The 23,570-nt window shown below is 70.4% G+C and carries 23 protein-coding genes; 12 read left to right on the forward strand and 11 right to left on the reverse strand.

What is annotated here, in order from left to right; translation table 11 throughout:
- Positions 1 to 41: 41 nt before the first annotated feature.
- Positions 42 to 1,400 carry a phenylacetate--CoA ligase family protein gene (locus OHA68_RS32040; protein ID WP_327103563.1) on the reverse strand — a complete coding sequence of 453 codons (1,359 nt, stop codon included), beginning with the start codon at positions 1,398 to 1,400 and terminating at the stop codon, positions 42 to 44.
- A 202-nt stretch (positions 1,401 to 1,602) separates the two neighbouring features.
- On the opposite strand from OHA68_RS32040, the gene lon reads away from it, so the two are divergent.
- The 8 genes from lon to OHA68_RS32080 all read left to right on the forward strand — a co-directional run bounded on the left by lon (position 1,603) and on the right by OHA68_RS32080 (position 11,808).
- Positions 1,603 to 3,963 carry an endopeptidase La gene (lon, locus tag OHA68_RS32045; RefSeq protein ID WP_327103564.1) on the forward strand — a complete coding sequence of 787 codons (2,361 nt, stop codon included), beginning with the start codon at positions 1,603 to 1,605 and terminating at the stop codon, positions 3,961 to 3,963.
- Between the two features lie 128 nt (positions 3,964 to 4,091).
- Positions 4,092 to 5,237, forward strand: a complete 1,146-nt coding sequence (locus tag OHA68_RS32050) for a Fic family protein (protein ID WP_327103565.1) — start codon at positions 4,092 to 4,094, stop codon at positions 5,235 to 5,237.
- A 320-nt stretch (positions 5,238 to 5,557) separates the two neighbouring features.
- Positions 5,558 to 6,508 (forward strand): methionine ABC transporter ATP-binding protein, encoded by a 951-nt coding sequence (locus OHA68_RS32055; protein WP_189140236.1) that lies wholly within the window; start codon positions 5,558 to 5,560, stop codon positions 6,506 to 6,508.
- Between the two features lie 37 nt (positions 6,509 to 6,545).
- Positions 6,546 to 7,202 (forward strand): methionine ABC transporter permease, encoded by a 657-nt coding sequence (locus tag OHA68_RS32060; protein ID WP_327103566.1) that lies wholly within the window; start codon positions 6,546 to 6,548, stop codon positions 7,200 to 7,202.
- A 9-nt stretch (positions 7,203 to 7,211) separates the two neighbouring features.
- On the forward strand, positions 7,212 to 8,030 hold the full coding sequence (locus tag OHA68_RS32065) for a MetQ/NlpA family ABC transporter substrate-binding protein (protein ID WP_327103567.1): 819 nt from the start codon (positions 7,212 to 7,214) through the stop codon (positions 8,028 to 8,030).
- Between the two features lie 132 nt (positions 8,031 to 8,162).
- Positions 8,163 to 8,753, forward strand: coding sequence for a hypothetical protein (locus tag OHA68_RS32070; protein WP_327103568.1), 591 nt, complete (start codon positions 8,163 to 8,165; stop codon positions 8,751 to 8,753).
- 105 nt (positions 8,754 to 8,858) lie between these two features.
- Positions 8,859 to 10,394, forward strand: coding sequence for an AMP-binding protein (locus OHA68_RS32075; protein ID WP_327103569.1), 1,536 nt, complete (start codon positions 8,859 to 8,861; stop codon positions 10,392 to 10,394).
- A gap of 181 nt (positions 10,395 to 10,575) precedes the next feature.
- Entirely contained in the window at positions 10,576 to 11,808 is a 1,233-nt protein-coding gene (locus tag OHA68_RS32080) for a S1C family serine protease (RefSeq protein ID WP_327103570.1), read from the forward strand.
- A gap of 76 nt (positions 11,809 to 11,884) precedes the next feature.
- Here OHA68_RS32080 and OHA68_RS32085 read toward each other — a convergent pair whose 3' ends face one another.
- The 8 genes from OHA68_RS32085 to OHA68_RS32120 form a co-directional block, all read right to left on the reverse strand.
- On the reverse strand, positions 11,885 to 12,625 hold the full coding sequence (locus OHA68_RS32085; protein WP_327103571.1) for an ABC transporter permease: 741 nt from the start codon (positions 12,623 to 12,625) through the stop codon (positions 11,885 to 11,887).
- Complete coding sequence (locus OHA68_RS32090) at positions 12,618 to 13,499, reverse strand: ABC transporter ATP-binding protein (protein ID WP_327103572.1); 882 nt, start codon at positions 13,497 to 13,499, stop codon at positions 12,618 to 12,620. Before OHA68_RS32090 ends, OHA68_RS32085 begins: the two co-directional genes overlap by 8 nt.
- On the reverse strand, positions 13,496 to 13,819 hold the full coding sequence (locus OHA68_RS32095) for a transcriptional regulator (RefSeq protein ID WP_327103573.1): 324 nt from the start codon (positions 13,817 to 13,819) through the stop codon (positions 13,496 to 13,498). Before OHA68_RS32095 ends, OHA68_RS32090 begins: the two co-directional genes overlap by 4 nt.
- Positions 13,816 to 14,439: a hypothetical protein gene (locus tag OHA68_RS32100; protein ID WP_327103574.1), complete on the reverse strand. Its 624-nt coding sequence runs from the start codon at positions 14,437 to 14,439 to the stop codon at positions 13,816 to 13,818. Before OHA68_RS32100 ends, OHA68_RS32095 begins: the two co-directional genes overlap by 4 nt.
- A gap of 89 nt (positions 14,440 to 14,528) precedes the next feature.
- Entirely contained in the window at positions 14,529 to 16,271 is a 1,743-nt protein-coding gene (cydC, locus tag OHA68_RS32105) for a thiol reductant ABC exporter subunit CydC (protein ID WP_327103575.1), read from the reverse strand.
- The gene (gene cydD, locus OHA68_RS32110) at positions 16,268 to 18,214 is read right to left on the reverse strand and encodes a thiol reductant ABC exporter subunit CydD (protein ID WP_327103576.1); all 1,947 of its coding nucleotides are present in this window, start codon (positions 18,212 to 18,214) and stop codon (positions 16,268 to 16,270) included. Before cydD ends, cydC begins: the two co-directional genes overlap by 4 nt.
- A 6-nt stretch (positions 18,215 to 18,220) precedes the next feature.
- Entirely contained in the window at positions 18,221 to 18,985 is a 765-nt protein-coding gene (locus tag OHA68_RS32115) for a cytochrome d ubiquinol oxidase subunit II (protein ID WP_189140246.1), read from the reverse strand.
- 11 nt (positions 18,986 to 18,996) lie between these two features.
- Positions 18,997 to 20,157 carry a cytochrome ubiquinol oxidase subunit I gene (locus OHA68_RS32120; protein ID WP_327103577.1) on the reverse strand — a complete coding sequence of 387 codons (1,161 nt, stop codon included), beginning with the start codon at positions 20,155 to 20,157 and terminating at the stop codon, positions 18,997 to 18,999.
- A 90-nt stretch (positions 20,158 to 20,247) separates the two neighbouring features.
- Between OHA68_RS32120 and OHA68_RS32125 the strand changes: the two genes are divergently transcribed.
- Positions 20,248 to 20,583: a PadR family transcriptional regulator gene (locus OHA68_RS32125; RefSeq protein ID WP_189140248.1), complete on the forward strand. Its 336-nt coding sequence runs from the start codon at positions 20,248 to 20,250 to the stop codon at positions 20,581 to 20,583.
- Here the strand turns inward: OHA68_RS32125 and OHA68_RS32130 are convergent.
- On the reverse strand, positions 20,567 to 21,226 hold the full coding sequence (locus OHA68_RS32130) for a permease prefix domain 1-containing protein (protein WP_327103579.1): 660 nt from the start codon (positions 21,224 to 21,226) through the stop codon (positions 20,567 to 20,569). The genes OHA68_RS32125 and OHA68_RS32130 overlap by 17 nt on opposite strands.
- 107 nt (positions 21,227 to 21,333) lie before the next feature.
- Here OHA68_RS32130 and OHA68_RS32135 point away from each other — a divergent pair, with 107 nt between their 5' ends.
- The 3 genes from OHA68_RS32135 to OHA68_RS32145 are packed head-to-tail and all read left to right on the forward strand — an operon-like array spanning position 21,334 to position 22,458.
- Positions 21,334 to 21,687 carry a VOC family protein gene (locus tag OHA68_RS32135; protein WP_327103580.1) on the forward strand — a complete coding sequence of 118 codons (354 nt, stop codon included), beginning with the start codon at positions 21,334 to 21,336 and terminating at the stop codon, positions 21,685 to 21,687.
- Positions 21,684 to 22,010, forward strand: a complete 327-nt coding sequence (locus OHA68_RS32140) for an ArsR/SmtB family transcription factor (protein WP_189140251.1) — start codon at positions 21,684 to 21,686, stop codon at positions 22,008 to 22,010. The genes OHA68_RS32135 and OHA68_RS32140 overlap by 4 nt, the downstream gene beginning before the upstream one ends.
- Entirely contained in the window at positions 22,003 to 22,458 is a 456-nt protein-coding gene (locus OHA68_RS32145; protein ID WP_327103581.1) for an SRPBCC family protein, read from the forward strand. Before OHA68_RS32140 ends, OHA68_RS32145 begins: the two co-directional genes overlap by 8 nt.
- Here the strand turns inward: OHA68_RS32145 and OHA68_RS32150 are convergent.
- Entirely contained in the window at positions 22,455 to 23,510 is a 1,056-nt protein-coding gene (locus OHA68_RS32150) for a pentapeptide repeat-containing protein (protein ID WP_327103582.1), read from the reverse strand. The two genes, OHA68_RS32145 and OHA68_RS32150, sit on opposite strands and share 4 nt — an antisense overlap.
- Between the last annotated feature and the right edge of the window lie 60 nt (positions 23,511 to 23,570).

The raw sequence follows: 23,570 nt of genomic DNA on the forward strand, positions 1-23,570 counted from the left end.
AATCCACGCTGACGGACGGGGCGTCGCCATCGCTCCGCTCGTCAGCGGGTGTAGCGGTGTTTGGCGCCCGGGGGGAAATACTCGGCGTCGCCCGTCTCGCGCAGCCGGACGACCGGCGGCTGCTGCGCCTGCGGCACATAGTGCCCGAACTCGCTGTTGAGCCGGAGCAACTGCTCCAGGACGGAGCGGCCCACGATGCCGGCCGTCTCCTGCGACGGCTTCTCGCCCTGCGCGAGCTCCACGGTGACCGTCAGCCGCCGGTCGCGCCCCGCGTCCTCCACCACCTCCAGCACGAACTTGCCCGTCACCAGCGCACTGACCTCCGGCTGCTCCAGCCCGACCGCGATGTTCTCCGGATAGACGTTCGCCCCGTAGTAGGACACGGTGAAGTGGCTGCGCCCGAAGACGTACACGAAGGGACGTTCGGGCCCGGGGGCCGTGGGGTCGAGTCCATGATCCCGTACGAACTCCAGCATCCGCTCGTACGGGATCACCCCGCCCTCGTCGGCGATGTGGTAGCGGATCAGCGGGATGCCGTTGTCGCCGGAGAAGAGCAGGGTGCCCTGGTGTTCCTCGAAGAAGCGCACCTCGGGGTCGTACTGCACGAGGGTCGGCAGCCGGGGTTCGCCGAACAGCTCCCTGGCCGTGGCCGGGCGCTCGGCCAGGAAGCGGCGGATCTGCACCGACAGCGGAGTCTCGTTGCCCAGCACGCCCGCGTCGGCGGTGCCGTACAGGGAGGCGATGCCGCGCAGCGGGTCGTCGATGCCCGCCCTGGCGGCCACCAGCGTGCGCCACTCCTCGCTGAACACCTCGCCGGCGGTCACCAGCTTGAGGTTCCAGCCGGACCAGGGGAGCCCTGAGTCGACGATGTTCTTGAGGAACGGCGGGTAGCCGAGCAGGACCACCTGGTCGAAGTGCGGGGCGAGCTCGGGGATGACGCGCAGGATCTCCCGCTTGTCGCTGCCCGGCGCCACCACGGTGATCGGGTAGCCGAGCTCGGCCAGGTGGCGGCAGCAGTTGAGGGTGAACAGCCCGCCGACCCAGGAGCCGAGAGCGAAGCAGACGACGGCGAGGGTGCGTCGTTCGCGGGCGCGGAAGGAGTCGCGGAAGATCTCCTCGAAGCGGGCGGCGATGACGCGCTCGTCGGAGGCGGAGCGCGGCCAGAACGACGGCTCCCCGGTGGAGCCGGACGACACCGCGACGATGTCGCCGATCACTCCGTCGCGACACAGGTCGGGCAGGGGATGGCGGCGGGTGTAGCCGTCCTTGGTCGTCATCGGCAACCCCACGAAGTCCTGAAATGTCGTGACCTGTTGGGGGTCGATGTGGTGCTCGGCGAGGAACGCCCGATAGGCCGGCACCCGGTCCGCCACCTCATGGAACAGCTTGACCACGTCCATCAGCCGACTGTACGGCCGCGATCGGCGCCAGTCACCCGCGCGGACGCCTGAGAATCACCCTCGCGGCGGAGCCCCCAGGCCAAGATCTCTCCTAGATGCCGCTTACATAATTACGATCGCTGTGAGCGAACATCGGCAATGAAGGGAACATTCATGCGCTCTGATGAATTGAGTCCATGTAACTCAACCCTTTGGAGTTCGCATGAGTGAGAGCTTGATCCTTCCGGTCCTGCCGCTGGATGACGCTGTCGTCCTGCCGGGCATGGTGGTTCCCCTGGACCTGTCCGACTCCGAGGTGCGAGCCGCCATCGACGCGGCCCAGGCATCCGGTCTCAACAAGCCGCAGGTCCTTCTCGTTCCCCGGATCGACGGCCGTTACGGCGCCGTCGGCGTGCAGGCGGTGGTCGAGCAGGTCGGCAGGCTCCCCGGAGGTGAGCCCGCCGCCGTCGTGCGCGGTGTCACCCGGGTGCGCGTGGGCACCGGCACGACCGGCCCCGGCGCGGCGCTGTGGGTGGAGGTCAGCACGGTCGACGTCATCGCCGCCGGCGAGCGCGCCCAGGAGCTGGCCAAGGAGTACAAGGCCCTGGCCACCACGATCTTGCAGAAGCGCGGCGCCTGGCAGGTCGTCGACCAGGTCAACCAGATCGACGACCCGTCGGTCCTGGCCGACAGCTCCGGCTACACGCCGTGGCTGACGACCGCCCAGAAGGTCGAGCTGCTGGAGGCCGCCGACCCCGCCGACCGGCTGGCCAGGCTGATCGAGTGGTCGCGTGAGCACCTCGCCGAGCTGGACGTGGCCGAGACGATCCGCAAGGACGTCCAGGAGGGCATGGACAAGCAGCAGCGCGAGTTCCTGCTGCGCCAGCAGCTCGCCGCGGTCCGCAAGGAGCTCAAGGAGCTCAACGGCGACACGGCCGGGACCGAGGAGGAGGACTACCGCGCCCGCGTCGAGGCCGCGGACCTGCCCGGCAAGGTGCGTGAGGCCGCGCTCAAGGAGGTCGACAAGCTGGAGCGGACCTCCGACCAGTCCCCGGAGACCGGCTGGATCCGCACCTGGCTGGACACCGTCCTCGACATCCCCTGGAACGAGCGGACCGAGGACACCTACGACATCACCGGCGCCCGCGAGGTGCTGGACGCCGACCACACGGGCCTGTCCGACGTGAAGGACCGCATCATCGAGCACCTGGCCGTGCGCAAGCGCCGCCAGGACAAGGGGCTCGGCGTGGTGGGCGGCCGCCGTAGCGGCGCCGTGCTCGCGCTGGCCGGCCCTCCCGGGGTCGGCAAGACCTCGCTCGGCGAGTCCGTCGCCCGGTCGATGGGCCGTAAGTTCGTCAGGGTGGCGCTCGGCGGCGTCCGCGACGAGGCGGAGATCCGCGGCCACCGGCGCACCTACGTCGGCGCGCTGCCCGGCCGCATCGTCCGCGCCATCCGCGAGGCCGGCTCGATGAACCCGGTCGTGCTGCTCGACGAGGTGGACAAGGTCGGCGCCGACTACCGCGGCGACCCGACCGCGGCGCTGCTCGAAGTGCTCGACCCGGCCCAGAACCACACCTTCCGCGACCACTACCTCGAGGTCGAGCTCGACCTGAGCGACGTGCTCTTCCTGGCCACGGCCAACGTCCTGGAGGCGATCCCCGGCCCGCTGCTGGACCGGATGGAGATCGTCACCCTCGACGGCTACACCGAGGACGAGAAGGTCGCCATCGCCCGTGACCACCTGCTGCCCCGGCAGCTCGACCTGGCCGGGCTGACGGCCGAGGAGGTCGCGGTCAAGGAGGACGCCCTGCGCAGGCTGGCGGCCGAGTACACCCGCGAGGCCGGCGTCCGGTCGCTGGAGCGCTCGATCGCCCGCATCCTGCGCAAGGTGACGGCGGCCGACGAGCTGCCCGTCACGGTGGGCGCGGACGAGCTGGTCGGCTACCTCGGCCGGCCCCGGTTCGTGCCGGAGTCGTCGCTGCCCGAGGCCACCCAGCGCACCTCGGTGCCCGGCGTGGCGACGGGCCTGGCGGTCACCGGCGCGGGCGGTGACGTCCTCTACGTGGAGGCGTCGCTGGCCGACCCGGAGACCGGCGAGACCGGGCTCACGCTGACCGGCCAGCTCGGCGAGGTGATGAAGGAGTCGGCCAAGATCGCGCTGTCCTACCTGCGCTCGCACGGCGCGGAGCTGGAGCTGCCGGTCACCGCGCTGAAGGACCGCTCGGTCCACGTCCACTTCCCCGCGGGCGCCGTGCCCAAGGACGGCCCCTCGGCCGGTGTGACGCTGACGACCGCGCTGGCCTCGCTCCTGTCCGGGCGGCTGGTCCGCGGTGACGTGGCGATGACCGGCGAGATCTCCCTCACCGGGCGGGTCCTGCCGATCGGCGGCGTCAAGCAGAAGCTGCTCGCGGCGCACCGGGCGGGCATCACCACGGTGCTCATCCCGGCCCGCAACGAGCCGGACCTGGACGACGTGCCCCAGGAGGTCCGCGACGAGCTGACCATCCACCCGGTCAGCGACGTCCGCGAGGTCCTGGACATCGCCCTCGCCCCGGCTCAGGTGGCCACCACCGTCGCCGCCTGACCCTCCGAACGCGCACCCCGTCGTAGCGTCGCTGCGGCGGGGTGTCGCTGTTCTCACCGACACAATCAGGATATGTACGAATCATCCTGTCGTTTGACTGAATGATTCGTCGATGCTTGACTGGTTGCGTGCTCTATGGAACGCCTGCGCTTGAGGCAGCGGACAAGGCCGTGCTCGCCGAGATCGAGGACATGCGGCGCGACCTGAAGTACCGCCTGGCCGAAACCCATCGCTGGGACGGGCAGGTCCGCAGGCAACTGCAGGCGCGCGCCATCCAGGGGTCCAACTCCATCGAGGGCTACCGGGCCAGCGTCGAGGACATCGAGTCCATCATGTCGGGGGAGGAGCCCCTGGAGACGTCCGCGTCGGTGACGCGCGAGATCGCCGGCTACCAGCAGGCGCTCACGTACATCCAACTTCTCTCGCGGGCCCCTGCGTTCCGCTACGACGTCGGGGTGCTCAACGCGGTCAACTTCATGATGATCGGCCATCACCGCGACAAGACCCCCGGCGTCCTGCGGCCGGGAAGCATCTATATCCGCAACTCCGAGACCGGTGAGGTGGTCTACGAGGGGCCGGATACCGAGCGGCTGCCTGACCTGATGGGTGAGCTGGTCGAGTGGCTCAACGCCGGGGATGCCGACACCCCCAGCTACGTCCGTGCCGCCATGGCACATCTGAACCTGGTGAAGATCCATCCCTGGCGGGACGGCAACGGCCGGATGTCGCGGGCCCTGCAGACGCTGGTGCTCGGCCGGGATCGGATCATGACGCCCGAGTTCAGCTCGATCGAGGAGTGGCTCGGGCAGCAGCGGGCCACGCTCGACTACTACGACGTCCTCGGCGAGGTCGGGCGCCGGAGCTGGGGCCCGCACGGGGACACGCTGGCGTGGGTGCGGTTCTGCCTGAGAGCCCACCACCTGCAGGCCCAGCGGGTGGCGCAGCGCCTGGCGCAGGCAGGAGAGATCTGGACGCTCCTGGAGGAGCAGGTCGACGCCGACGGGGTCAACACTCGTGTCGTGTCGGCGCTGTACGAGGTCTTCGTGAACACCCGGTTGCGGCGCAGCAGATACCAGGGCGACGAAGGGCTCAGCCAGGGCCAGGCCGCCCGGGATCTGCGTGACCTCGCAGCCAAGGGCTGGGTCCAGCCGTACGGCGAGACCAAGGGCCGCTTCTACGCCCCCGGCCCTCGGATGACGGAGATCAAGGCCCAGTTCGCCGAGCGAGCCCGCCCGCTGCACGATCCGTACCAGGAGCGCGGAACCGTACAGTGAGGCACATCACCGAATCCCCCCGGAATAGGACCGACCACGCGCCTTGTTGGAACGGGCGTGAACGAGGCACACGCGGACGACCGGGGCGCCAGAGGCGCTGGGTGCTGTCGCGGCTGTAGGGGGCGGCGCATGCCCGCCCTGCGCCGTTAGACCGAACCGTCCGCACCCCTCGAAGGTCATCATGATCACACCCTCTTTCGTGCTGAGCAGGCTGAGCCACCTGCCCTATCACTCGGGCATGCGCTAACCCCTCCCCGTTTCGACGATGTCCGTTCCAGCGGCCCCGCCACGGTGGCCGCTGTCAGTCATGGGGAGATGGCGTGATCCAGGTTTCCGGCCTGCGCAAGTCGTACGGCGGCACCGTCGCACTGGACGGTGTCGACCTGAACGTGCGTCAGGGCGAGGTCTACGGTGTGGTCGGGCAGAGCGGCGCGGGCAAGAGCACCCTCCTGCGCTGCGTCAACCTGCTGGAGCGGCCGAGCGCCGGCACCGTGACGGTGGCCGGGCAGGACCTGACGGCGCTGCGCGGCAAGGACCTCAACCGCGCCCGCCAGCGCATCGGCATGATCCACCAGCACTTCGCGCTGCTCTCCTCGCGTACGGTCGCCGGAAACGTGTCCTTCCCCCTGGAGGTCATGGGCGTGCCCAGGGCCGAGCGGCGGCGCCGGGTCGGCGAGCTGCTCGACCTGGTCGGACTCGGCGGGCGTGGCGGCGATCACCCGCACCAGTTGTCCGGCGGGCAGAAGCAGCGGGTCGGCATCGCCAGGGCGCTGGCGGGCAACCCGTCGGTGCTGCTGTCCGACGAGGCCACCTCGGCGCTCGACCCCGGCACCACGCAGTCCATCCTGGCCCTGCTCCGGCGGCTCAACGCCGAGCTCGGGCTGACGATCCTGCTGATCACGCACGAGATGGACGTCGTCAAGAGCATCTGCGACTCGGTCGCCATCATGTCCGGCGGCCGCGTCGAGGAGTCGGGCCCGATCGGCGACCTCATCAGGACGCCCGGCTCGCGGCTCACCAGGGAGATCTTCCCGCTGCCCGACCCCGCCCCGGCGGGTTCGGTCACGCTCACCTTCACCGGCGACCCCCGGCAGCCGCTGGTGTCGGAGGCGGTGCGCAAGTTCGACGTGGACGTCAGCATCCTGGGCGGCTCGATCGAGGACCTCGCGGGCGGCTCCGTCGGCCGCCTGCGGGTCGCCTTCTCGGGCGAGCAGGTCCCGGCCGCGCTGACGTACCTGCGCGAGCGCGGCCTGCTGGTGGAGACGTCATGAACGGTACGGTCACCAACGAAGAGGCGGGGCGGGCTCGATGACCTGGGACGAGATGGCTCCCCTGCTGTGGGAGGCCACCTGGCAGACCGGGGTGATGGTCGGCTGGGCGGCGGTGTTCACGGTGCTGCTCGGCCTGCCGCTGGGCGTGGCGCTGGTGGTGTTCGACCGAGGTGGGCTGCGGCCGCTGCCGGTGCTCAAGTCGGTCCTCGGCGTGATCGTCAACGTGGGACGGTCGCTGCCGTTCATCGTGTTGATGATCGCGATCATCCCGTTCACCCGGCTGGTCGTGGGCACCACGATCGGCACCGCCGCGGTGGTGGTGCCGCTCACCGTCGGCGCGGTGCCGTTCTTCGCCCGGCTGGTGGAGACGGCGCTGCGCGAGGTCGACCGGGACGTGATCCAGGCCGCGCAGGCGATGGGGGCCGGTCGCGGCGCCGTCGTGTGGAAGGTGCTGCTGCCCGAGGCGCTGCCGGGGATCGTCGCGGGGGTGACCGTGACGGTGGTCGCGCTGATCGGTTACACCGCGATGGCGGGGACCATCGGCGGCGGCGGGCTGGGCGACCTGGCCATCAGGTACGGCTATCAGCGGTTCGAGACGGCGGTCATGATCGTCACCGTCGTGGTGCTCATCGTGATCGTGCAAATCATGCAGAGCCTGGGCGACCTTCTCGCCCGGCGCCTATCGCATAAGTAAGGAAAAATCATGAAAATTAATCGTTTTGTGGGCGCTGCTGTCCTCTCGCTGTTGCTCGCCGCGTGCGGTACGACACCCTCCGCTACACCGGCCGAGTCGGCGGACACCGTGCTGAAGATCGGCGCGTCCCCGGTCCCGCACGCCGAGATCCTCACCTTCGTCAAGGACAACCTGGCTCCCGCCGCCGGGATCAAGCTCGAGATCGTCGAGTTCACCGACTATGTGCAGCCGAACGTGCAGCTGGAGGAGGGCCTGCTCGCGGCCAACTTCTTCCAGCACAAGCCGTACCTGGACGACTTCAACGCCTCCAAGGGCACCAAGCTGAGCTTCGTCACGCCGGTGCACCTGGAGCCGCTGGGTCTGTACTCCAAGAAGTCGACCGAGCTCGCCGCGCTGCCGGCGGGCGCCACCGTGGCCGTCCCGAACGACGCCACCAACCTGGGCCGCGCGCTCAAGCTGCTCGCCGACAACGGCGTGGTCACCCTCAAGGAGGGCGCCGGCACCGCCGCGACCGAGCGGGACGTGACCGGCAACCCCAAGAACCTCGTCTTCAAGCCGCTGGAGGCCGCGCAGCTGCCCCGGTCGCTGGATGACGTCGACGCGGCGGTGATCAACGGCAACTACGCCATCGAGGCCGGGCTCAAGCCCGCGACCGACGCGCTGGTGCTGGAGAAGACCGAGGGGAACCCGTACGTGAACGGCCTGGTGGTCGCGGCCGGCCACGAGAAGGACGCGAATATCGTCACCCTGGGCAAGCTCCTGAATGATCAGAAAGTGAAGGACTTCATCGCGCAGAAGTACGCGGGTTCGGTGATCGCCGCCGAGTGAAATCAGTAAAGATCAGGAAATGTCGGGAATGATGATTTTGGACCTGTTTAAGCGAGTTGTAAGTGATGAGCAATTGGTCCGGCTTATCAATACAGGGACAGCACAGCACAACCTCTCCCGAGGAGTCCCGAAGTGCGATTCGCAACCCGCATCCTGATCGGTGTCGCCGCCGCCACCTCCGTCGCCATCGCCGCGCCCGCCGCCGCCGGCGCGACGACCACGACGACGGCCACGACGGCCGCGTCCGCCACATCCTCCTACGACAGCTGGGGTTCCTACGACTCCAGCGACGGCAAGGCCAGCGCCAAGGGCAGCGTCGTCTTCCACCAGAAGAAGTACAAGGACTGGTACTGGAAGACCTTCTGGGTCAAGAAGAAGGTCTGCTGGGAAAAGGACGGCGACAAGAAGTGCAAGTGGGTGCCGAAGAAGGTCAAGAAGCACGTGTTCGAGTGGAAGCACGTCGACACCTACACGGTGCACGGAAACCTCTTCAACAAGAAGTGGTGGGGCAAGAACGACTGTGCGTGGGCGACCTTCAAGATCGTCGAGCACGACGGCTCCACGCACTTCGAGCGGTACGACAACTGCCACAAGTTCCCGAAGCACTTCTCCTTCTCCGGTAAGGACGCCGAGCACATCACGGTGAAGGTGAGCCGGGGCAACGAGTGGTCGCCGAAGGGCTGGCACTCGGACTGGGAGGACGTGTACCACGCCGCTCCCTGACCGGTGATCGATGACGGAGCCGCGACCTCGAAGGCGAGGTCGCGGCTTCGCCGTCTCTCCAAGGGGTTCTGGCGGACCGGCCGATGAACAGAATAGTGTTCGGTCATGTACCCCGGAGCCATCGCAGCCGTCAGCCCGGACAAGCCCGCTGTGATCATGGCGGGCTCCGGCCAGGTCATCACCTACCGCCGGCTCGACGAGGAGTCGAACCGGCTGGCCCACCTGTTCCGCGCCGCCGGCCTCAGGCCGGGGGATCATGTCGCCTTCATGCTCGGCAACCATCCGCTCTTCCTCGCGATCGCCTGGGCGGCACACCGCTCCGGCCTCTACTACACCGCGATCAACTCCCGGCTGCAGGCGGCCGAGCTGTCCTACATCATCGAGAACTGCGGCGCCCGGGTGTTCATCTCGAGCGCCGACCTGGCCGACGTCGCCATCTCCGCCACCACCGGCACCACCGGCGTCGAGCTGCGCCTCATGCTGGACGGGGTCGCCGACGGCTTCGAGTCGTACGAGGAGGCGGTGGCCGGGCAGCCGGTCACCCCGATCGACGACGAATGCCAGGGCACCGACATGCTCTACTCCTCCGGCACCACCGGCATGCCCAAGGGCATCAAGCCGGCCCTCGCGCACGCGCCGCTCACCGAGCCGGGCATGCTGTACCGGCTCATCCAGGGGCTGTTCGCGCCGTCGGCCGACAGCGTCTACCTGTCGCCCGCGCCGCTCTACCACGCCGCGCCGCTGCGCTACAGCCTCACCTTCCAGCGGCTCGGCGCCACGGTCGTCGTCATGGAGCGCTTCGACCCGGAGGAGTATCTGCGCCTGATCGAGAAGTACCGGGTGACGCACTCACAACTCGTCCCCACCATGTTCATCAAGATGCTCAAGCTGCCCGCAGGGACGCGCGAGAAGTACGACCTGTCGTCGCTGAAGTGCGCCATCCACGCCGCCGCCCCCTGCCCGATCCCGGTCAAGGAGCAGATGATCGACTGGTGGGGCCCGATCATCCACGAGTACTACGCCGGCACCGAGGGCAACGGCTTCCTGTACGTGAACTCCGCCGACTGGCTGACCCACCGGGGCACGGTCGGCCGATCCCTGCTCGGCACCGTGCACATCTGCGACGAGAACGGCGCCGAACTCCCGGCGGGCGAGCACGGCACCGTCTACTTCGACAGCGGCATCACCTTCGAGTACCACGGCGACCCGGACAAGACCCGATCGGTCCAGGATCCGCTGGGCAGGGGATGGACCACCCTCGGCGACATCGGTTACCTCGACGCCGACGGCTTCCTGCACCTGACCGACCGCCGCTCGTACATGATCATTTCGGGTGGGGTGAACATCTATCCGCAGGAGGCGGAGAACCTGCTGAGCGTCCACCCCAAGGTCGCCGACGTGGCGGTGCTCGGCGTACCGGACGAGGAGATGGGCGAGCAGGTCAAGGCGGTGGTGCAGCCGGTGTCCATGGCCGAGGCGGGGCCGGAGCTGGAGGCGGAGCTGATCGAGTACTGCCGCTCACGGCTGGCCCACTACAAGTGCCCGAAGTCGGTGGACTTCCGCGCGGAGTTGCCCCGGCATCCCACGGGAAAACTGTACAAACGGCTGCTCAAGGATGAATACTGGCCCGCGCGCCCTTAGGCAGGACATACCCCGGCCGCGCCACGCCGGGAATTCCGGGCCGTCCTGGCCTCGGTGACCGCCCCCCTACCTGCGGTGATAAGGCTGTCGTCAGGCTGCACAGCATCCTCTGATCAAGCGCTTAACCAGGTCTTACGCGGGACTTGGCACTCTTGAGTCATCGGGACTTGAGGAGATGAAGATGGACGCGAACGAGCCTCGCGATCAGCGCGCAGGCGGGTGGAGCCAGTTCGGCGACACTCCGCCCTCCGCCGGGGGCTTCCCCCGGCGGGACACTGTGATCATGGGCCCGCCGCCCCCGCCGCCTCCCGCGCGGGCCAAGCCGGGCTTCTCCGCCCGGCAGAAGGCGCTCGCGGGCCTGGCCCTGGCGGCCATGGCCATCGGCGGAGGCGCCGTCGGGGCGACGGTGGCCACCGCGTTCCAGGAGCCGCAGGTCGTCACCGCGAGCAATCCGAGCCCGACGTTCAAGCAGGCCTCCAACCCGCTCAGCGTCCCCGATGTCGCGGCGAAGGTGCAGCCCTCGGTCGTGATGATCAAGGGAGCCACCGGTGAGGGTTCGGGCGTCGTCCTGTCGGAGGACGGGCTGATCCTGACCAACAACCACGTGGTCGTGGGCGCCGGTCAGGGCGGCGGCGGGATGACCGTGAAGTTCAACGACGGCAGGACGGCCAAGGCGTCCGTCGTCGGCACCGACCCCGCCACCGACCTGGCGGTCATCAGGGCGGAGGACGTCTCCGGACTGACCGCGGCGACCCTCGGCGACAGCGACGCGCTCAAGGTGGGCGACTCCGTGCTGGCTCTGGGCAGCCCGCTCGGCCTGTCCGGCTCCGTCACCATGGGCATCGTCAGCGCGCTCGACCGCACCCTGACCGTCGGCGGCGAGCAGCAGCAGGCGCCGCCCGGATGGGGACAGGGCGGCGGAGCGGGTGAGGTCACCACGATCGGCGGCGCCATCCAGACGGACGCGGCGATCAACCCCGGCAACTCGGGCGGCGCGCTGGTGAACGCCGGCGGGCAGCTGGTCGGCATCAACACCGCCATCGCCACGGGCGGCGGCGGCAACGGCAACATCGGCGTCGGCTTCGCCATCCCGATCAACACCGCCAAGCAGGTGTCAGACCAGCTCATCAGCAGCGGCAAGGTCAGCCACGCGTTCCTCGGCGTGAGCGTCACCGACGCCACCGGCGACGTGGCCGGCGCGCTGGTCCGCGAGGTGACCCCCGCGAGCCCGGCGGACAAGGCCGGACTGAAGCAGGGCGACCTCATCACCCGGGTCGATGGCAAGGCGGTCGAGGGTGGAGATACTGTTGTTGGGCAGGTCAGAGGTTTCAAACCGGGCCAACAGGTTCAGATCACTTATATGAGGGACGGCGAAGAGAGCTCCGTCGCCGTGACCCTCCAGGAGAAGAAATAACAGGACCCCCTCACGGACGGGTGTGCCGTCGAGATCGCTGCGGACTTGGCGGCACACCCCCCCGTTCTCCGGGCTTTCAGGAGAACCGGCGTCCCTCGTCGCGCCGGTAGGCCCAGGCCGCCGCCGCCCCGGCGAGCACCGTCCAGATCACCAGCGTCACCAGGGGCAGCACCTTCGGCTCGACGCCCGCGGCCAGCCACCAGACCAGCTCACCCGCGCCCCGGCTGGGCACGAACCGCGAGATGGTCTCCACGAAGGCGGGCATCACCTGGAGGGGCACCATCAGCCCGCCCACGATCGCCAGCGGGAAGAACAGGATCTGCGAGACCGCGACGGCCGCCTTCGACGGCATCGCGAAGCCGATGAACAGGCCGATCAGCATGAACGGGATCGACGAGACGAGCACCGCCGCCACCCCGAGCAGTAAGCGCGGCGCGGTGATGGTCGCCTCGGTGAACAGGCCGGCGATCACCAGCACCGGGATCACCGAGGTGACCATCATGCCCATGGTCGTCAGGATCCGCCCGGCGAAGCGCGGGAACGGGCCCGCGGGCAGGGTGCGCAGGTAGGGGTTCCACGGCTGCTCGCGATCCTGCGAGACCGAGATGGACAGCGACATCAGCGCCGCCGACATCGCGCCGATCAGCATCATCGACCCGGTCGCGGTCGTCGCCGCGAGCGGGTCGCCGCCGGCGAACGGCACCACGAACGCCAGCATCGAGATGGCCGGGAACAGCGCGCTGGCCAGCAGGCCGATCGGCACCCGGAGCTGCTCCAGGGCCTGGTAGCGGGTGTGGGCGAGGATCAGGCTAGACATGGGACGCCTCCTTGGCGGTGATGGCGAGGAAGGCCTCTTCGAGAGAGGTCGGCCTGATCTCCAGGCCGGAGAACGCGATGCCGCTGCGCACCAGCTCGACCACCAGCCGGTCAGGGTCGGAGGTGACCAGGTGGACGCGGCCGTCCTCGCGGTGGTGGGCGATCACCCCGGGCAGCTCGGGCAGCTCGGCCGCGACCAGGGAGACGCGTCGTACGCCGACCATGTCGCGGATGGCCTGGACGGTGTCGTCGGCGAGCACCCGGCCCTGGCCGACGACCACCACCCGCTGCGCCAGCGCCTCGATCTCCTCCAGATAGTGGCTGGTCAGCAGCACCGTGCCGCCTTCGGCGTGGAAGGCCCTGATGCCGTCCCAGAGCGCCCGCCTGGCCTCGACGTCGAGGCCGGTGGTCGGCTCGTCCAGGAAGACCAGCCGGGGGTTGCCCGCGAACGCCAGCGCCACGGCCAGCCGCCGCTTCTGCCCGCCGGACAGGCCGCCGATCTGGCGCTTGACCAGGTCGCCGAGGTCGAAGCGGGCCAGCAGCTCGGACCTGTCGGCCCGGTCCGGGAAGTGCGCGGACACGAAGTCGACGAGCTCGCCGACCCTGAGCACCTCGGGCAGGCCGCTCTCCTGCGGGGTGACGCCGATGCCGCGCCGTACCAGCGGGTCGGCGGGAGAGCCGCCGAGCACCTCGACCGTGCCGGAGGTGGGGCGGCGCAGTCCCACGAACAGGTTGATGAGGGTGGACTTGCCCGCGCCGTTCGGGCCGAGCAGGCCGACCAGCTCGCCGGGGCGAATGTCGAGGGAGACGCTGTCGAGGGCGAGGGTGCTCCCGTAGCGCCGGGTGACCTCGACCGTTCTGGCGAGGACTGTCATGATGTGCCTCCTGCGGAGTCGAGTAGGGTGCGAATCGCCGTGGTGTAGTCCTCCAGGGCAAGCCGCCCGCGCTTGGTCAGCGCGACGAAGGTGACAGGGGTGCGGCCCTTGTGCGTCTTGGTGATGTGCACGTAAGCCGCCTCTTCGAGCTTGGACAGGTGGACGGACAGGTTGCCGGCCGTCATGCCCAGCAGGTCCTTCAGCACGGGGAAGGCGATCTCGTCGCCGTCGGCCAGCGTGTTGAGCGTGACCATCACGCGCAGCCTGGCCTGGGCGTGGATCACCGGGTCGAGCTCGGGCAGCGCGTGGTCCGCGGTCACGTGCGCCGCCGGAGCCAGAACGCGACCGCGATCTGCCCGCCGCCGAGCAGCACCGCCGCCAGCAGCGCGTGCCAGCCGGGGCCGAGGATCACCCCCAGCGCGTCCACCGCCGCGATCCAGACGCCCACGAAGAACATCGGCCAGTTGTGGTAGATGGCGCCGCCGGCCATGTAGAGGACGGCGACCAGCATGAGGGCGATGCTCGACCAGAGCAGGCCGGCCTGGTGATCGGGCAGCATGGGGCTGAAGTGGGCGGCGATCACGGACATCAGGACCATGCCGGCGAACCAGGTGTAGCCGAACATCGCGCCCTTGGCCGCGGTCCCGCCCCGGATCACGCCGGACATCCTGACGATCCCGAAGGCCGCCACGCCACCGGCCACCAGTAGCCCGCACATCAGCACGCTCATCGCCTGCGCCCAGCTGATCGGCGCGTAAGGGACCCCGTCGAGGCCGTAGTGCAGGAAGAACGCGCCGAACCCGAGCAGCCAGGCGACACCCCACGGCCCGTAGAGCAGCAGCGGATCGCCACGCAGCGCCCTCACGGTGGCGGCCCGCTGCTCCTCCATGAGACGGAGGGTGTCCTCGGGAGCGGGGGCCTGCTCCCCGTCGTCTGTCATGGCAACTCCTCTTGGCAGCAAACTGGTTTGTCTTTTAAACCAGTCTGTCATGCCAAGCCAACGAGCGGGTCGCTCGGATGGTTCCCGGCTCAGCGGCGGGTCAGCACCTCGGACTCCCACAGGTCCCGGTAGTAGCCCGCCTGCCCGACGAGCTCGTCGTGGTGGCCGCGCTGCACGACCCGCCCTTCCTCCAGGACGACGATCTCGTCCACCCGCTCCAGGCCCTTGAGCCGGTGCGTGACGAGCAGCGTGGTGCGGTCGTGTGTCACGTCGAGCAGGTCTTCCATCAGCGCGTCGGCCGTCTCCTCGTCCAGCGCCTCGGCCGGCTCGTCCAGCAGCAGCACCGGCGGGTCGTACAGCAGCGCCCTGGCCAGCGCCAGCCGCTGCAACTGCCCGCCGGACACGGTGCCGCCGTCCTCGCCCAGCTCGGCGTCCCAGCCGGTCCGCTCGACCCAGTGCTCCAGGCGGGCATCCCGTACGGCGCGCAGCAGCTCCTCCTCGCCCGCCTCCGGCCCGGCCAGGCGCAAGTTGTCGCGCAGGGAGGTCTGGAAGATGTACGGATCCTGGGTCAGGCCGGTCATCAGCGCGCGAACCTCATCGGAGGCCATGTCCCTGCTGTCGACCCCATTGATCCTGATATTTCCTGACTCCGGGTCGACCAGCCGCATCAACGCCGCCAGCACCGTGCTCTTCCCGGCCCCGCTCGGCCCCACCAGCGCGACCCGCTTCCCCGGCGTCAACGTCAACGACACCCCATCGACCGCCGCCCGGCTCGGCAATCCTCGCGACCGTTCCTTGGCCGGTCCGTTCGCGGGGAGCTCCTGGCCGGCGGGGGTTCGGGGAGCATGCCGTACGACCAGGTCGTTGATTTCGACGGTCAGTGGGGAGGCCGGGGGAGGGGCCGGCGCGGCCGGTTCGGTGATCATGGGGGGAGCGGACCGGACCTCGCGCAGCCGCCGCAGGGCCGCCAGCACGCCCGCGAGCCGCTCGCCCGCCGCGGCCAGCGGCAGCACGGGCTCGAAGGACACCAGCGCCGTCAGCGCGAGCACGGCGGTGGCCACCGTGCCGACGCCCGCGCTCTGCGCGATCAGCACGATCGCGGCCACCGTCAGCCCCTGCACCAGGGTCCCGCCCGCCAGGGCCGTGGCGTGCACGCGAGCCTGGCGGCGTTCGAGCCCGGCCAGCCGCTCGTCGGCGGCCATCGCGTCGGCCAGGGCGCGGTCGCCGGCGCCGTACGCGGCCAGGTCCGCCGAGCCGTGCACCAAGTCGGCCACCCGGCCGGCCAGCTCGGCCCTGGCCGGCGCGATCCTGGCCGACCAGCGCCGCGCCGCCGTGGCCGTGCTCGCGGGCAGCAGCACCCCCGCCACCACCAGCCCGGCGGCCAGCACCAGCGCCGTGACGGGCAGCAGCGTCAGCCCGACGACCACCGCGGCCAGCCCGGCCATGGCGGCAGCGGCGGCCGGCAACAGGCAGCGCACGAGCAGGTCCTGCACCGCCTCGGTGTCGTCCACCATCCGGCTCAGCAGGTCCGCGCCGCCATGCCGGGGCTGCCGGGGGGTGATGAGCGAGGCGTAGAGCCGCTCGCGGCTGTCCGCCTGCGCCCGCAGCGCCACGTCATGCCCGGTGAGCCGCTCGGCGTACCTGAACACGCCCCTGCTGGTGGCGAACGCCCGGGTGGCCACGATCGCCACGCTGAGCGCCGCCAGCGGCGGCTGCTCGGCCGCCCTGGTGATCAGCCAGGCGGCCGCGGCGATCAGCCCCAGCCCGGCCAGGTCGGCCGCGCCCCCGGCCAGCGCGGCCAGGACCAGCCGCCACCCCATGCGCCGGTTCACGCTTCGCTCCTCGTGCTCGTCGATCCCGTACGCGGACTCACCGCTGGGTCCCGGTCCGCTCGTTCCTGGTTCGCTCGTTCCTGGTCCGCTCCATCGGCGGGTCGGCCGTTCCCTCCGTGGTCGTTCGTGACGCGGTGGTCCGCCTGCTTCCCGGGGGCGGGGCCGGACGTCGTGTCCGCGATCACGCGGCCTTCGTGGAGGCGGATCACGCGGTCCGCGAGCTCGATCATCGCCGGGCGGTGGGCCACGATGACGGCGGTGCGGCCGTGGCAGAGGTCGGCGGTCGCGGCGACCACGGCCGCCTCGCTGCGGCCGTCGAGCCGGGCCGTGGGCTCGTCCAGCAGCAGGACCGGTGCCGACGGCCGGCAGAAGGCTCGGGCCAGGGCGATGCGCTGACGCTGGCCCGCGGACAGGTTCGCGCCCCGCTCGCCGACCTGGGTCTCGTACCCCTGGGGGAGCTCGTCGATGAAGTCGTGCACGTGGGCGGCCGTGGCCGCCTGGCGGACCTCCTGGAGGGACGCGGCCGGGGCGCCGAGCCGGATGTTGCCGGCCACCGTGGTGGTGAACAGGTGCGGGCGCTGCGGCACGAACGCCAGGCGAGCGCGCCAGCCGTCCAGGTCGAGCTCACGCAGATCGGTCCCGTCGACCAGGACCCGGCCCTCGGACGGCCGTACGAAGCCGAGCAGCAGGCTGAGCAGCGTGCTCTTGCCGCCGCCACTCTCGCCGACCAGCGCCACCCGCTCGCCGGGCTCGATGGTGAGCGTCACGTGTTCGAGCGCGGGATCGTCACGCCCGGGATAGCGGACGGTGACGTCCTCCAGCCGGATGCGCGGCGGCCCATCCGGCAACGCCCGCGGCGCAGCCTCCCCAGGCGAGCCGGGATCGGCCCCGCCATCGAGAGGCGCAGCGGTGGGGGGTGCGGGTGCGCTGGGGTCGGGCGCGGAGGGGTCGCGCGCGGTGGGGGGCGCGGTGGGGGCGGGCGTGCGGTCGAGGGGTGCCGTGGTGGGGTCGGACTCGCGGTCCAGTACGGCGAAGGCGGCGTCGGCGGCGGCCACCCCTTCCATCGAGGCGTGGAACCGCGTGCCCATGGCGCGCAGCGGCAGGTACGCCTCCGGCGCCAGCAGCAGCACCAGCAGGGCGGTCGTCAGGTCGAGCGAGCCGCCCAGCAGCCGCAGCCCGATGGGCACGGCCACCAGCGCCAGCGACAGCGACGCGCACAGCTCCAGCACCAGCGACGACAGGAACGCCACCCGCAGCGTCCGCATGGTGGCGCCCCGGTGGGCGTCGGCGACCCGCTCGATGACCGTCGCCTGGTAGCGGGCCCGGCCGAAGGCGCGCAGCGTGGGCAGGCCGCGGACCACGTCGAGGAAGTGCCCGCCGAGCCGGGACAGCGCCTGGAACTGCCGCTCGGTGACGGCCTTGGTGGTCATGCCGACCAGCGCGCCGAAGATCGGGATCAACGGCAGGGTGACCAGCACGATGACGGCACTGGCCAGGTCGGCGGCGAACAGCCGGACGAGCACCGCGACCGGGACCACCGCGGCCACGGCGATCGCGGGCAGGTAGCCGGTCAGGTAGGCGTCGAGGCCGTCGAGGCCGCGTCCGGTGAGGGTGACGAGCTCGCCCGAGCGGTGCCCGGCCAGCCGTGCCGGGCCGAGCTCCCGCAGCCTGGCCAGCAGGCGGTGCCGGAGCGCGGACTTGACGCCGGTGGCGGTGCGGCCGGCGTACACGCCCTGGGTCCACGCCAGCAGCGCCCGCAGGCCGACCACCGCGGCCACCCCGGCGAGCGCGACGGCGGCGAACCGGCCCGACAGCACCCCGGCCAGCAGTTCGGCCTGCACCAGGACGAGCAGCCCCGCCGCCACCGCCGCGACGAAGGTGACGGCGAGGTGGCGGCGTACCGACTGCTCGGCCCGCATCAGGCGCAGGAGGTCCTTGTGCACGTGTCCTCAGAAGAACGATGGGATCCGGTTGGCGGCCTTACCTGGGCGGAAAGTGCGCCATGTCCATACTTGCGCGCCCAGCATGATGGGTGCGAACGGCAGGACCATGAGACTGAGCACACTCAGCGTGGCGGTGGGCGCGCTGTGGTCGAGCAGATGCCCCATGCCGCCCGCCAGCACGGCTATGGCGGGGAGCGCGGCGAGCAGCCCCGTGCCCAGCAGAGCGCGCCCCGGCCGGGTGGCCCCCGCGAACCCGGGCGCCCGCCAAGCCAGGAACGTCCAGCCGTGGAAGGCGAACAGCAGCGTCACCACCACGCCCAGCAGCAGCCCCAGCGGATGCAGCGGCGACGAGGCGAACCCGGTGGCCGCCGCGTACAGCGCGACCCCCCAGCCGAACGACAGCCCCAGCGAGCCGGCCGTGATCATCAGGTCCCAGAACCGCCGCCAGACCGGGCCGTCGATCCTGCGCCGGAACCACAGCCCGGCGTCACGCACCACCCACGCCAGCAGCATCCCCACCACGAGCGGGTAGAGCCCGAACAGCACCTCGCCTTCGAGCAGCGGATAGGCGCCGACGAGCGTCCCGGCCACCGCCACCAGCCACACCTCGTTGGCCAGCACGAACGGCGCGACGGCGGCGACCATGCGATCCCGGTCCTCGCCGGTCCGGCCGAGCACCGGTAACAGCAGCCCGACTCCCAGGTCGAAGCCCTCCAGGGCGAAGTAGCCGGCCAGCAGCACGGCGAAGACGGCGTACCAGATCAGTTCCATGGCGAGCACTCCTAGGAGGACAGCGCGGGGGCGCGCTGCTCGGCTGCGGCGCCGAGGTCGAGGTCGTCCGGGCCGCGCTTGATCAGCCGGGCGATGAGCACGTAGTCGACGATCGCGAGCATTCCGAGCACCGCGACGAAGCCGACGAGGGAGGCGGTGACCATGCCGGCGGTGAGCCCCGGCGACAGGGCGTCGGCCACGGTCAGCTTCTCCCAGATCATCCAGGGCTGCCGCCCCAGCTCCCTGGCCAGCCAGCCGGCGATCGCCATCGCGAAGGGCACCGGTGTGAGCGCGATGAGGATCGGGTGCGTCCACCGCCAGCGCGGCAGGACGGCGATCAGCGGCAGCATGAAGAACAGCACGACCAGGGCCAGCAGATTGCCGCCCTCCATCATGATCGAGAGCGGGACCGCGGCGGTGTCGCCGTCGAACTTGCCCTCCTGCACGCCGCCGAACTGCGTGTAGCCGAAACTCAGGGTCAGGAAGATGCCGATCGAGGCGGCGACCACGCCCATGCGCAGCGACCGGGTGAAGAACTCCACGTCAGCGGTACGGCGGCGCAACTGGTAGGCGCTGGCCCCGACGAGCACCATCGCCCCGGTGAACAGCCCGGCCCCCAGCACGTGCGGGAAGGAGAAGATCAGGGTCTTGTTCGTCAGGAGCGCACCGAAGTCGGTCAGCACGAGCCGCCCGCCGGACAGCACCGCCCCCGCCGGGTTCTGCAGGAAGGAGTTGGCGACCATGATGAAGAAAGCGCTGGCGTAGGCCGTGGCGGTCACCAGCCAGATGCAGGCCAGGTGGGCCCACTTCGGCAGCTTCCCCCACCCGAAGATCCACAGACCCAGGAAGGTCGACTCCAGGAAGAACGCGACCAGCGTCTCCATGGCCAGCGGGGCGCCGAACACGTCGCCCGCGTAGTCGGTCAGCCCGCTCCACGACAGCCCGAACTGGAACTCCATCACCAGCCCGGTGACGATGCCCAGCGCGTAGTTGATCACGTAGAGCTGGCCCCAGAACCGGGTCATCCGCTCGTGCAGCGGCCTGCCGGACCACGCCCAGCGCGTGTGCATGATCGCCACCAGCGGCGCCAGCCCGAGGGTGAGCACGACGAACAGGAAGTGCAGACTCCCTGTCGCCGCGAACTGCAATCGGGCCAGATCGAGTACGTCCATCGCTTCACATCCCGTCATTATGTCTGTCTACCTATAGACAGCCTACATGTAGGCTGTCTACATGACGAGTCGTTGCCTAGGATCGTGGTCATGAATCCCGACGCGCTCCGGGGCCACATGGACGCCCTGCTGCTGTCCGTGCTGGAGCGAGAGCCGCTGCACGGCTACGCCATCATCGAGGCCCTCCAGGAGCGCAGCGGCGGTGCGCTCAGCGTGCCGACCGGCACCGTCTATCCGGCGCTGCGCAAGCTGGAGCGCGCCGGCCTGCTGTCCAGCGAATGGGCCACGGTGAGCGGCCGCCGCCGGCGCACCTACCGGCTGACCGACTCCGGCAGCAAGCAGCTGCAGGGGGAGCGGTCGGCCTGGCAGGAGTTCGCCACCGTGATCGGCGGCGTGCTGCGGCCGGAGGTCAGGCCGTCCGGCTGAGCCGGATGCACCGGGTGGCGCAGTAGAGCTGCACGCCCGCGCAGGCGTAGGTCAGCAGACTGACCAGCAGCACGGCCGGAAAGGTGCCGAGCCCGGCGGACACGGAGTTGTCCTGGGACATCAGCAGGCCCAGGACCGACGTCACCGGCAGCATCACCCAGACGGCCAGGCCCAGCGACCGGGTCACCAGGTGGGGGCGGGCGATCCAGCGGCTGCCCCGGCCCAGGGCCAGCAGCGCGAGCCCGCCGTACACCCCGACCGCGAGCTGCAGGAGGTCGAGCAGCCGGGAGACGACGCCATACCACGCCGGGAGCTCGGTCCAAGAGGTGACATCGTCGGGGTAGAACCGCCAGACCAGGCTCCACATGAGCACCGTCGCGGGCAGGCTGACGAGCAGCAGCAGCGCCATTCTGCGCCCGGCCGTCGCGGTCAGCTCCGCCTGGTAGCCGGGCGCGATCTCGCGGACCCGGCCGAACTCCTCGACCGCCAGCCGCTCGGCCTCGGCCCGCGTCAGGCCGTCTCCCTCCAGCGCGTCCGCGGTGTCGACCAGGCTGTCGCGGGCCTCGACGACCAGATCGTGCTTGGGCCCGTGCGGCCCGCGCAGGGCGCTGTGGAGCTCGCTCACGTAGTCGTCGATCCGCATGCGCACCAGTTTACGGACCGGCGCGCCGGTGCTCCATCGGGGTTTTCCCCTGATTCTCCGCAGCTGGGCATTGATGAGTAGGAAATTTCCTACATATAGTGGCTGACATGTTCATCTCCCAGATCGTGACCGTGACCGTGCCCGTCGCCGACCAGGAACGGGCGCTGGCGTTCTACACCGAGGTCCTCGGCTTCGAGGTCCGCACCGACAACCCGTTCCCGATGGGTCGCTGGCTGACCGTCGCCCCCAAGGGCGTGGCGAGCACGCTCCTGCTCGCCTCCTGGTTCCCCGGCATGACGCCGATCGGCGGCCTGGTGCTGGCCTCGCCCGACCTCGACGCGCTGGCCGCGCGGCTGGGCGAGCACGGTGTGGCCTTCGAGGGGCCGGCCGACCAGCCGTGGGGACGCCAGTTGCTGTTCCAGGACCCCTTCGGCAACGGCTTCGTGGTCAGCCAGGCATGACGGCCGACCACGTCTTCACCGCGCTGGCGAGCCCGGCCAGGCGCGAGCTGCTGCGACTGCTGCTCGACGAGGGAGCCCAGCCCGCCGGGCGGCTGGCGGAGCGCTTCGACATGAGCCGTCCCAGCGTGTCGGAGCATCTCAAGGTGCTCAAGGACGCGGGCCTGGTGGCCGAGAGCCGCAGGGGCCGCGAACGGCACTACAGGCTGGAGGCGGCCCCGCTGATGGACCTGCGCGACTGGCTCAGCCCGTACGAGCACTTCTGGCGGGACCGACTGGCCCGCCTCAGCGACCTGATGGACGAGATGGAAGACGACGATGCCTGAGAACACGCCTGAGGAGACGCCTGAGGACCGGCGGGCGATCCGGCTCGACCAGTTCATCGCGCACCCGCCCGCCAAGGTGTGGCGCGCGATCACCGAGCCGGACCTGGTCTCGCGCTGGCTCATGCCGGGCGACATCAAGGCGGAGGTGGGGCACCACTTCACCTTCACCACCACGCCAAGGGAGCAGGTGGGCTTCGACGGGATCGTCCACTGCGAGGTGTTGGAGGCCGAGCCGGACAAGCTGCTCAAGCTGAGCTGGCGGGGCGGCGACGCGGATTGGACCGTCACCTGGCGGCTGGAGCCGGAGGGCAGGGGCACCAGGCTCTTCCTCGACCACGAGGGCTTCGACCCCGACGACCCGGTGCAGCAGATGTCGCGCAGGATCATGGGCGGCGGCTGGCGGTCCGCCCACTTCAAGGCGATCTCCGAGGTGGCGGCCCGCCTTTAGCGATAGGTGACCGGGCGAGGGGCAGGCGCCCGCCGCCGGGCGAACCAGCGCAGCAGCGGCCCGCGCAGGCTCATGTGCATGCCCGGGAGCGCGTACGTGCACTCCTTCAGCCGCACGCCCGACGGGTGGGTCAGCCCGGCGAACCGGCAGGCCGACAGGTCCAGCCCCGACAGGGCGAGCTGCGCGGCGTTCACCTCGCGCAGTGAGGTCAGCGTGGAGCGGCCGTGCCCGGTCACGCTCGCCGGGCCGCGCAGGACCGCGCCCTCCAGGTCGGCCTGCGAGTCCGTCAGCCGCAGGGTGGTGGCGCCCGCCACCACCACCCGGCGCAGGTCGACCCCGCAGGTCTGGACGGCCACGTCCAGCGTGCCGCCGGCGTGCGCCCGCGCGGCGGAGAAGTGGCCGGTCGCCGAGAGGTAGGCGTCGGCCGCGAAGCGCACCGCGTCGAACCCGGCGCTGCCGCTGACCTTGCGGAACGACAGCGTCCGGCCGAACCTGGCGCCGCGGAAGCTCGCGCCCTCGCCCAGCCGGGCGCCGTCGAAGGTGGTGTAGCCGTCGAACCTGGCCGCCTCGCAGGACAGCCCATGCTCGAAGACGACCTGGCTGAACAGGGCGTCACGGGACATCACCGCGTGATCGAGCGAGATGTGCCCCCGTACGCGGACGCCGTGGAAGGACAGCTCCCTGGCGAACCTCGCCCCGGCCAGCGACACGTTGCCCTCGAAGCCCGCGCCGAAGAAGGAGGCGAGCCGCTCGAAGGTGGCGAAGTCGAGCGACACGTCGCCCAGGAAGGTCACGCCGGCGAGCTTGACGTCACCGGTGAACCTGGCCCGGTCCAGCCTGGCCCGGCCGGGCCGGCTCCGCGCGGCCTCCATCACCCGCCGCATCAGGTCGCCGCTGACGGTGGTGCCGCGCAGGTCGAGCAGGCGGCCGGGCAGGATCGCGGCCAGCGCCACCGCGAGCTCGTCGTGAGGGAGATGAGCCAGGCAGAGACGGTATGGCCGGCGGGCGATGCCCGTGCAGCCGGTGGCGTGGGAGCAGGTGACCCAGTCCATACCCTGGTCATACCCATTGCCCCGCATTGTCAAGGGTCGGGAATTTCATTTTCTAGCCAC

The organism is Nonomuraea glycinis, assembly GCF_035920485.1.
Classification (GTDB): domain Bacteria; phylum Actinomycetota; class Actinomycetes; order Streptosporangiales; family Streptosporangiaceae; genus Nonomuraea; species Nonomuraea glycinis.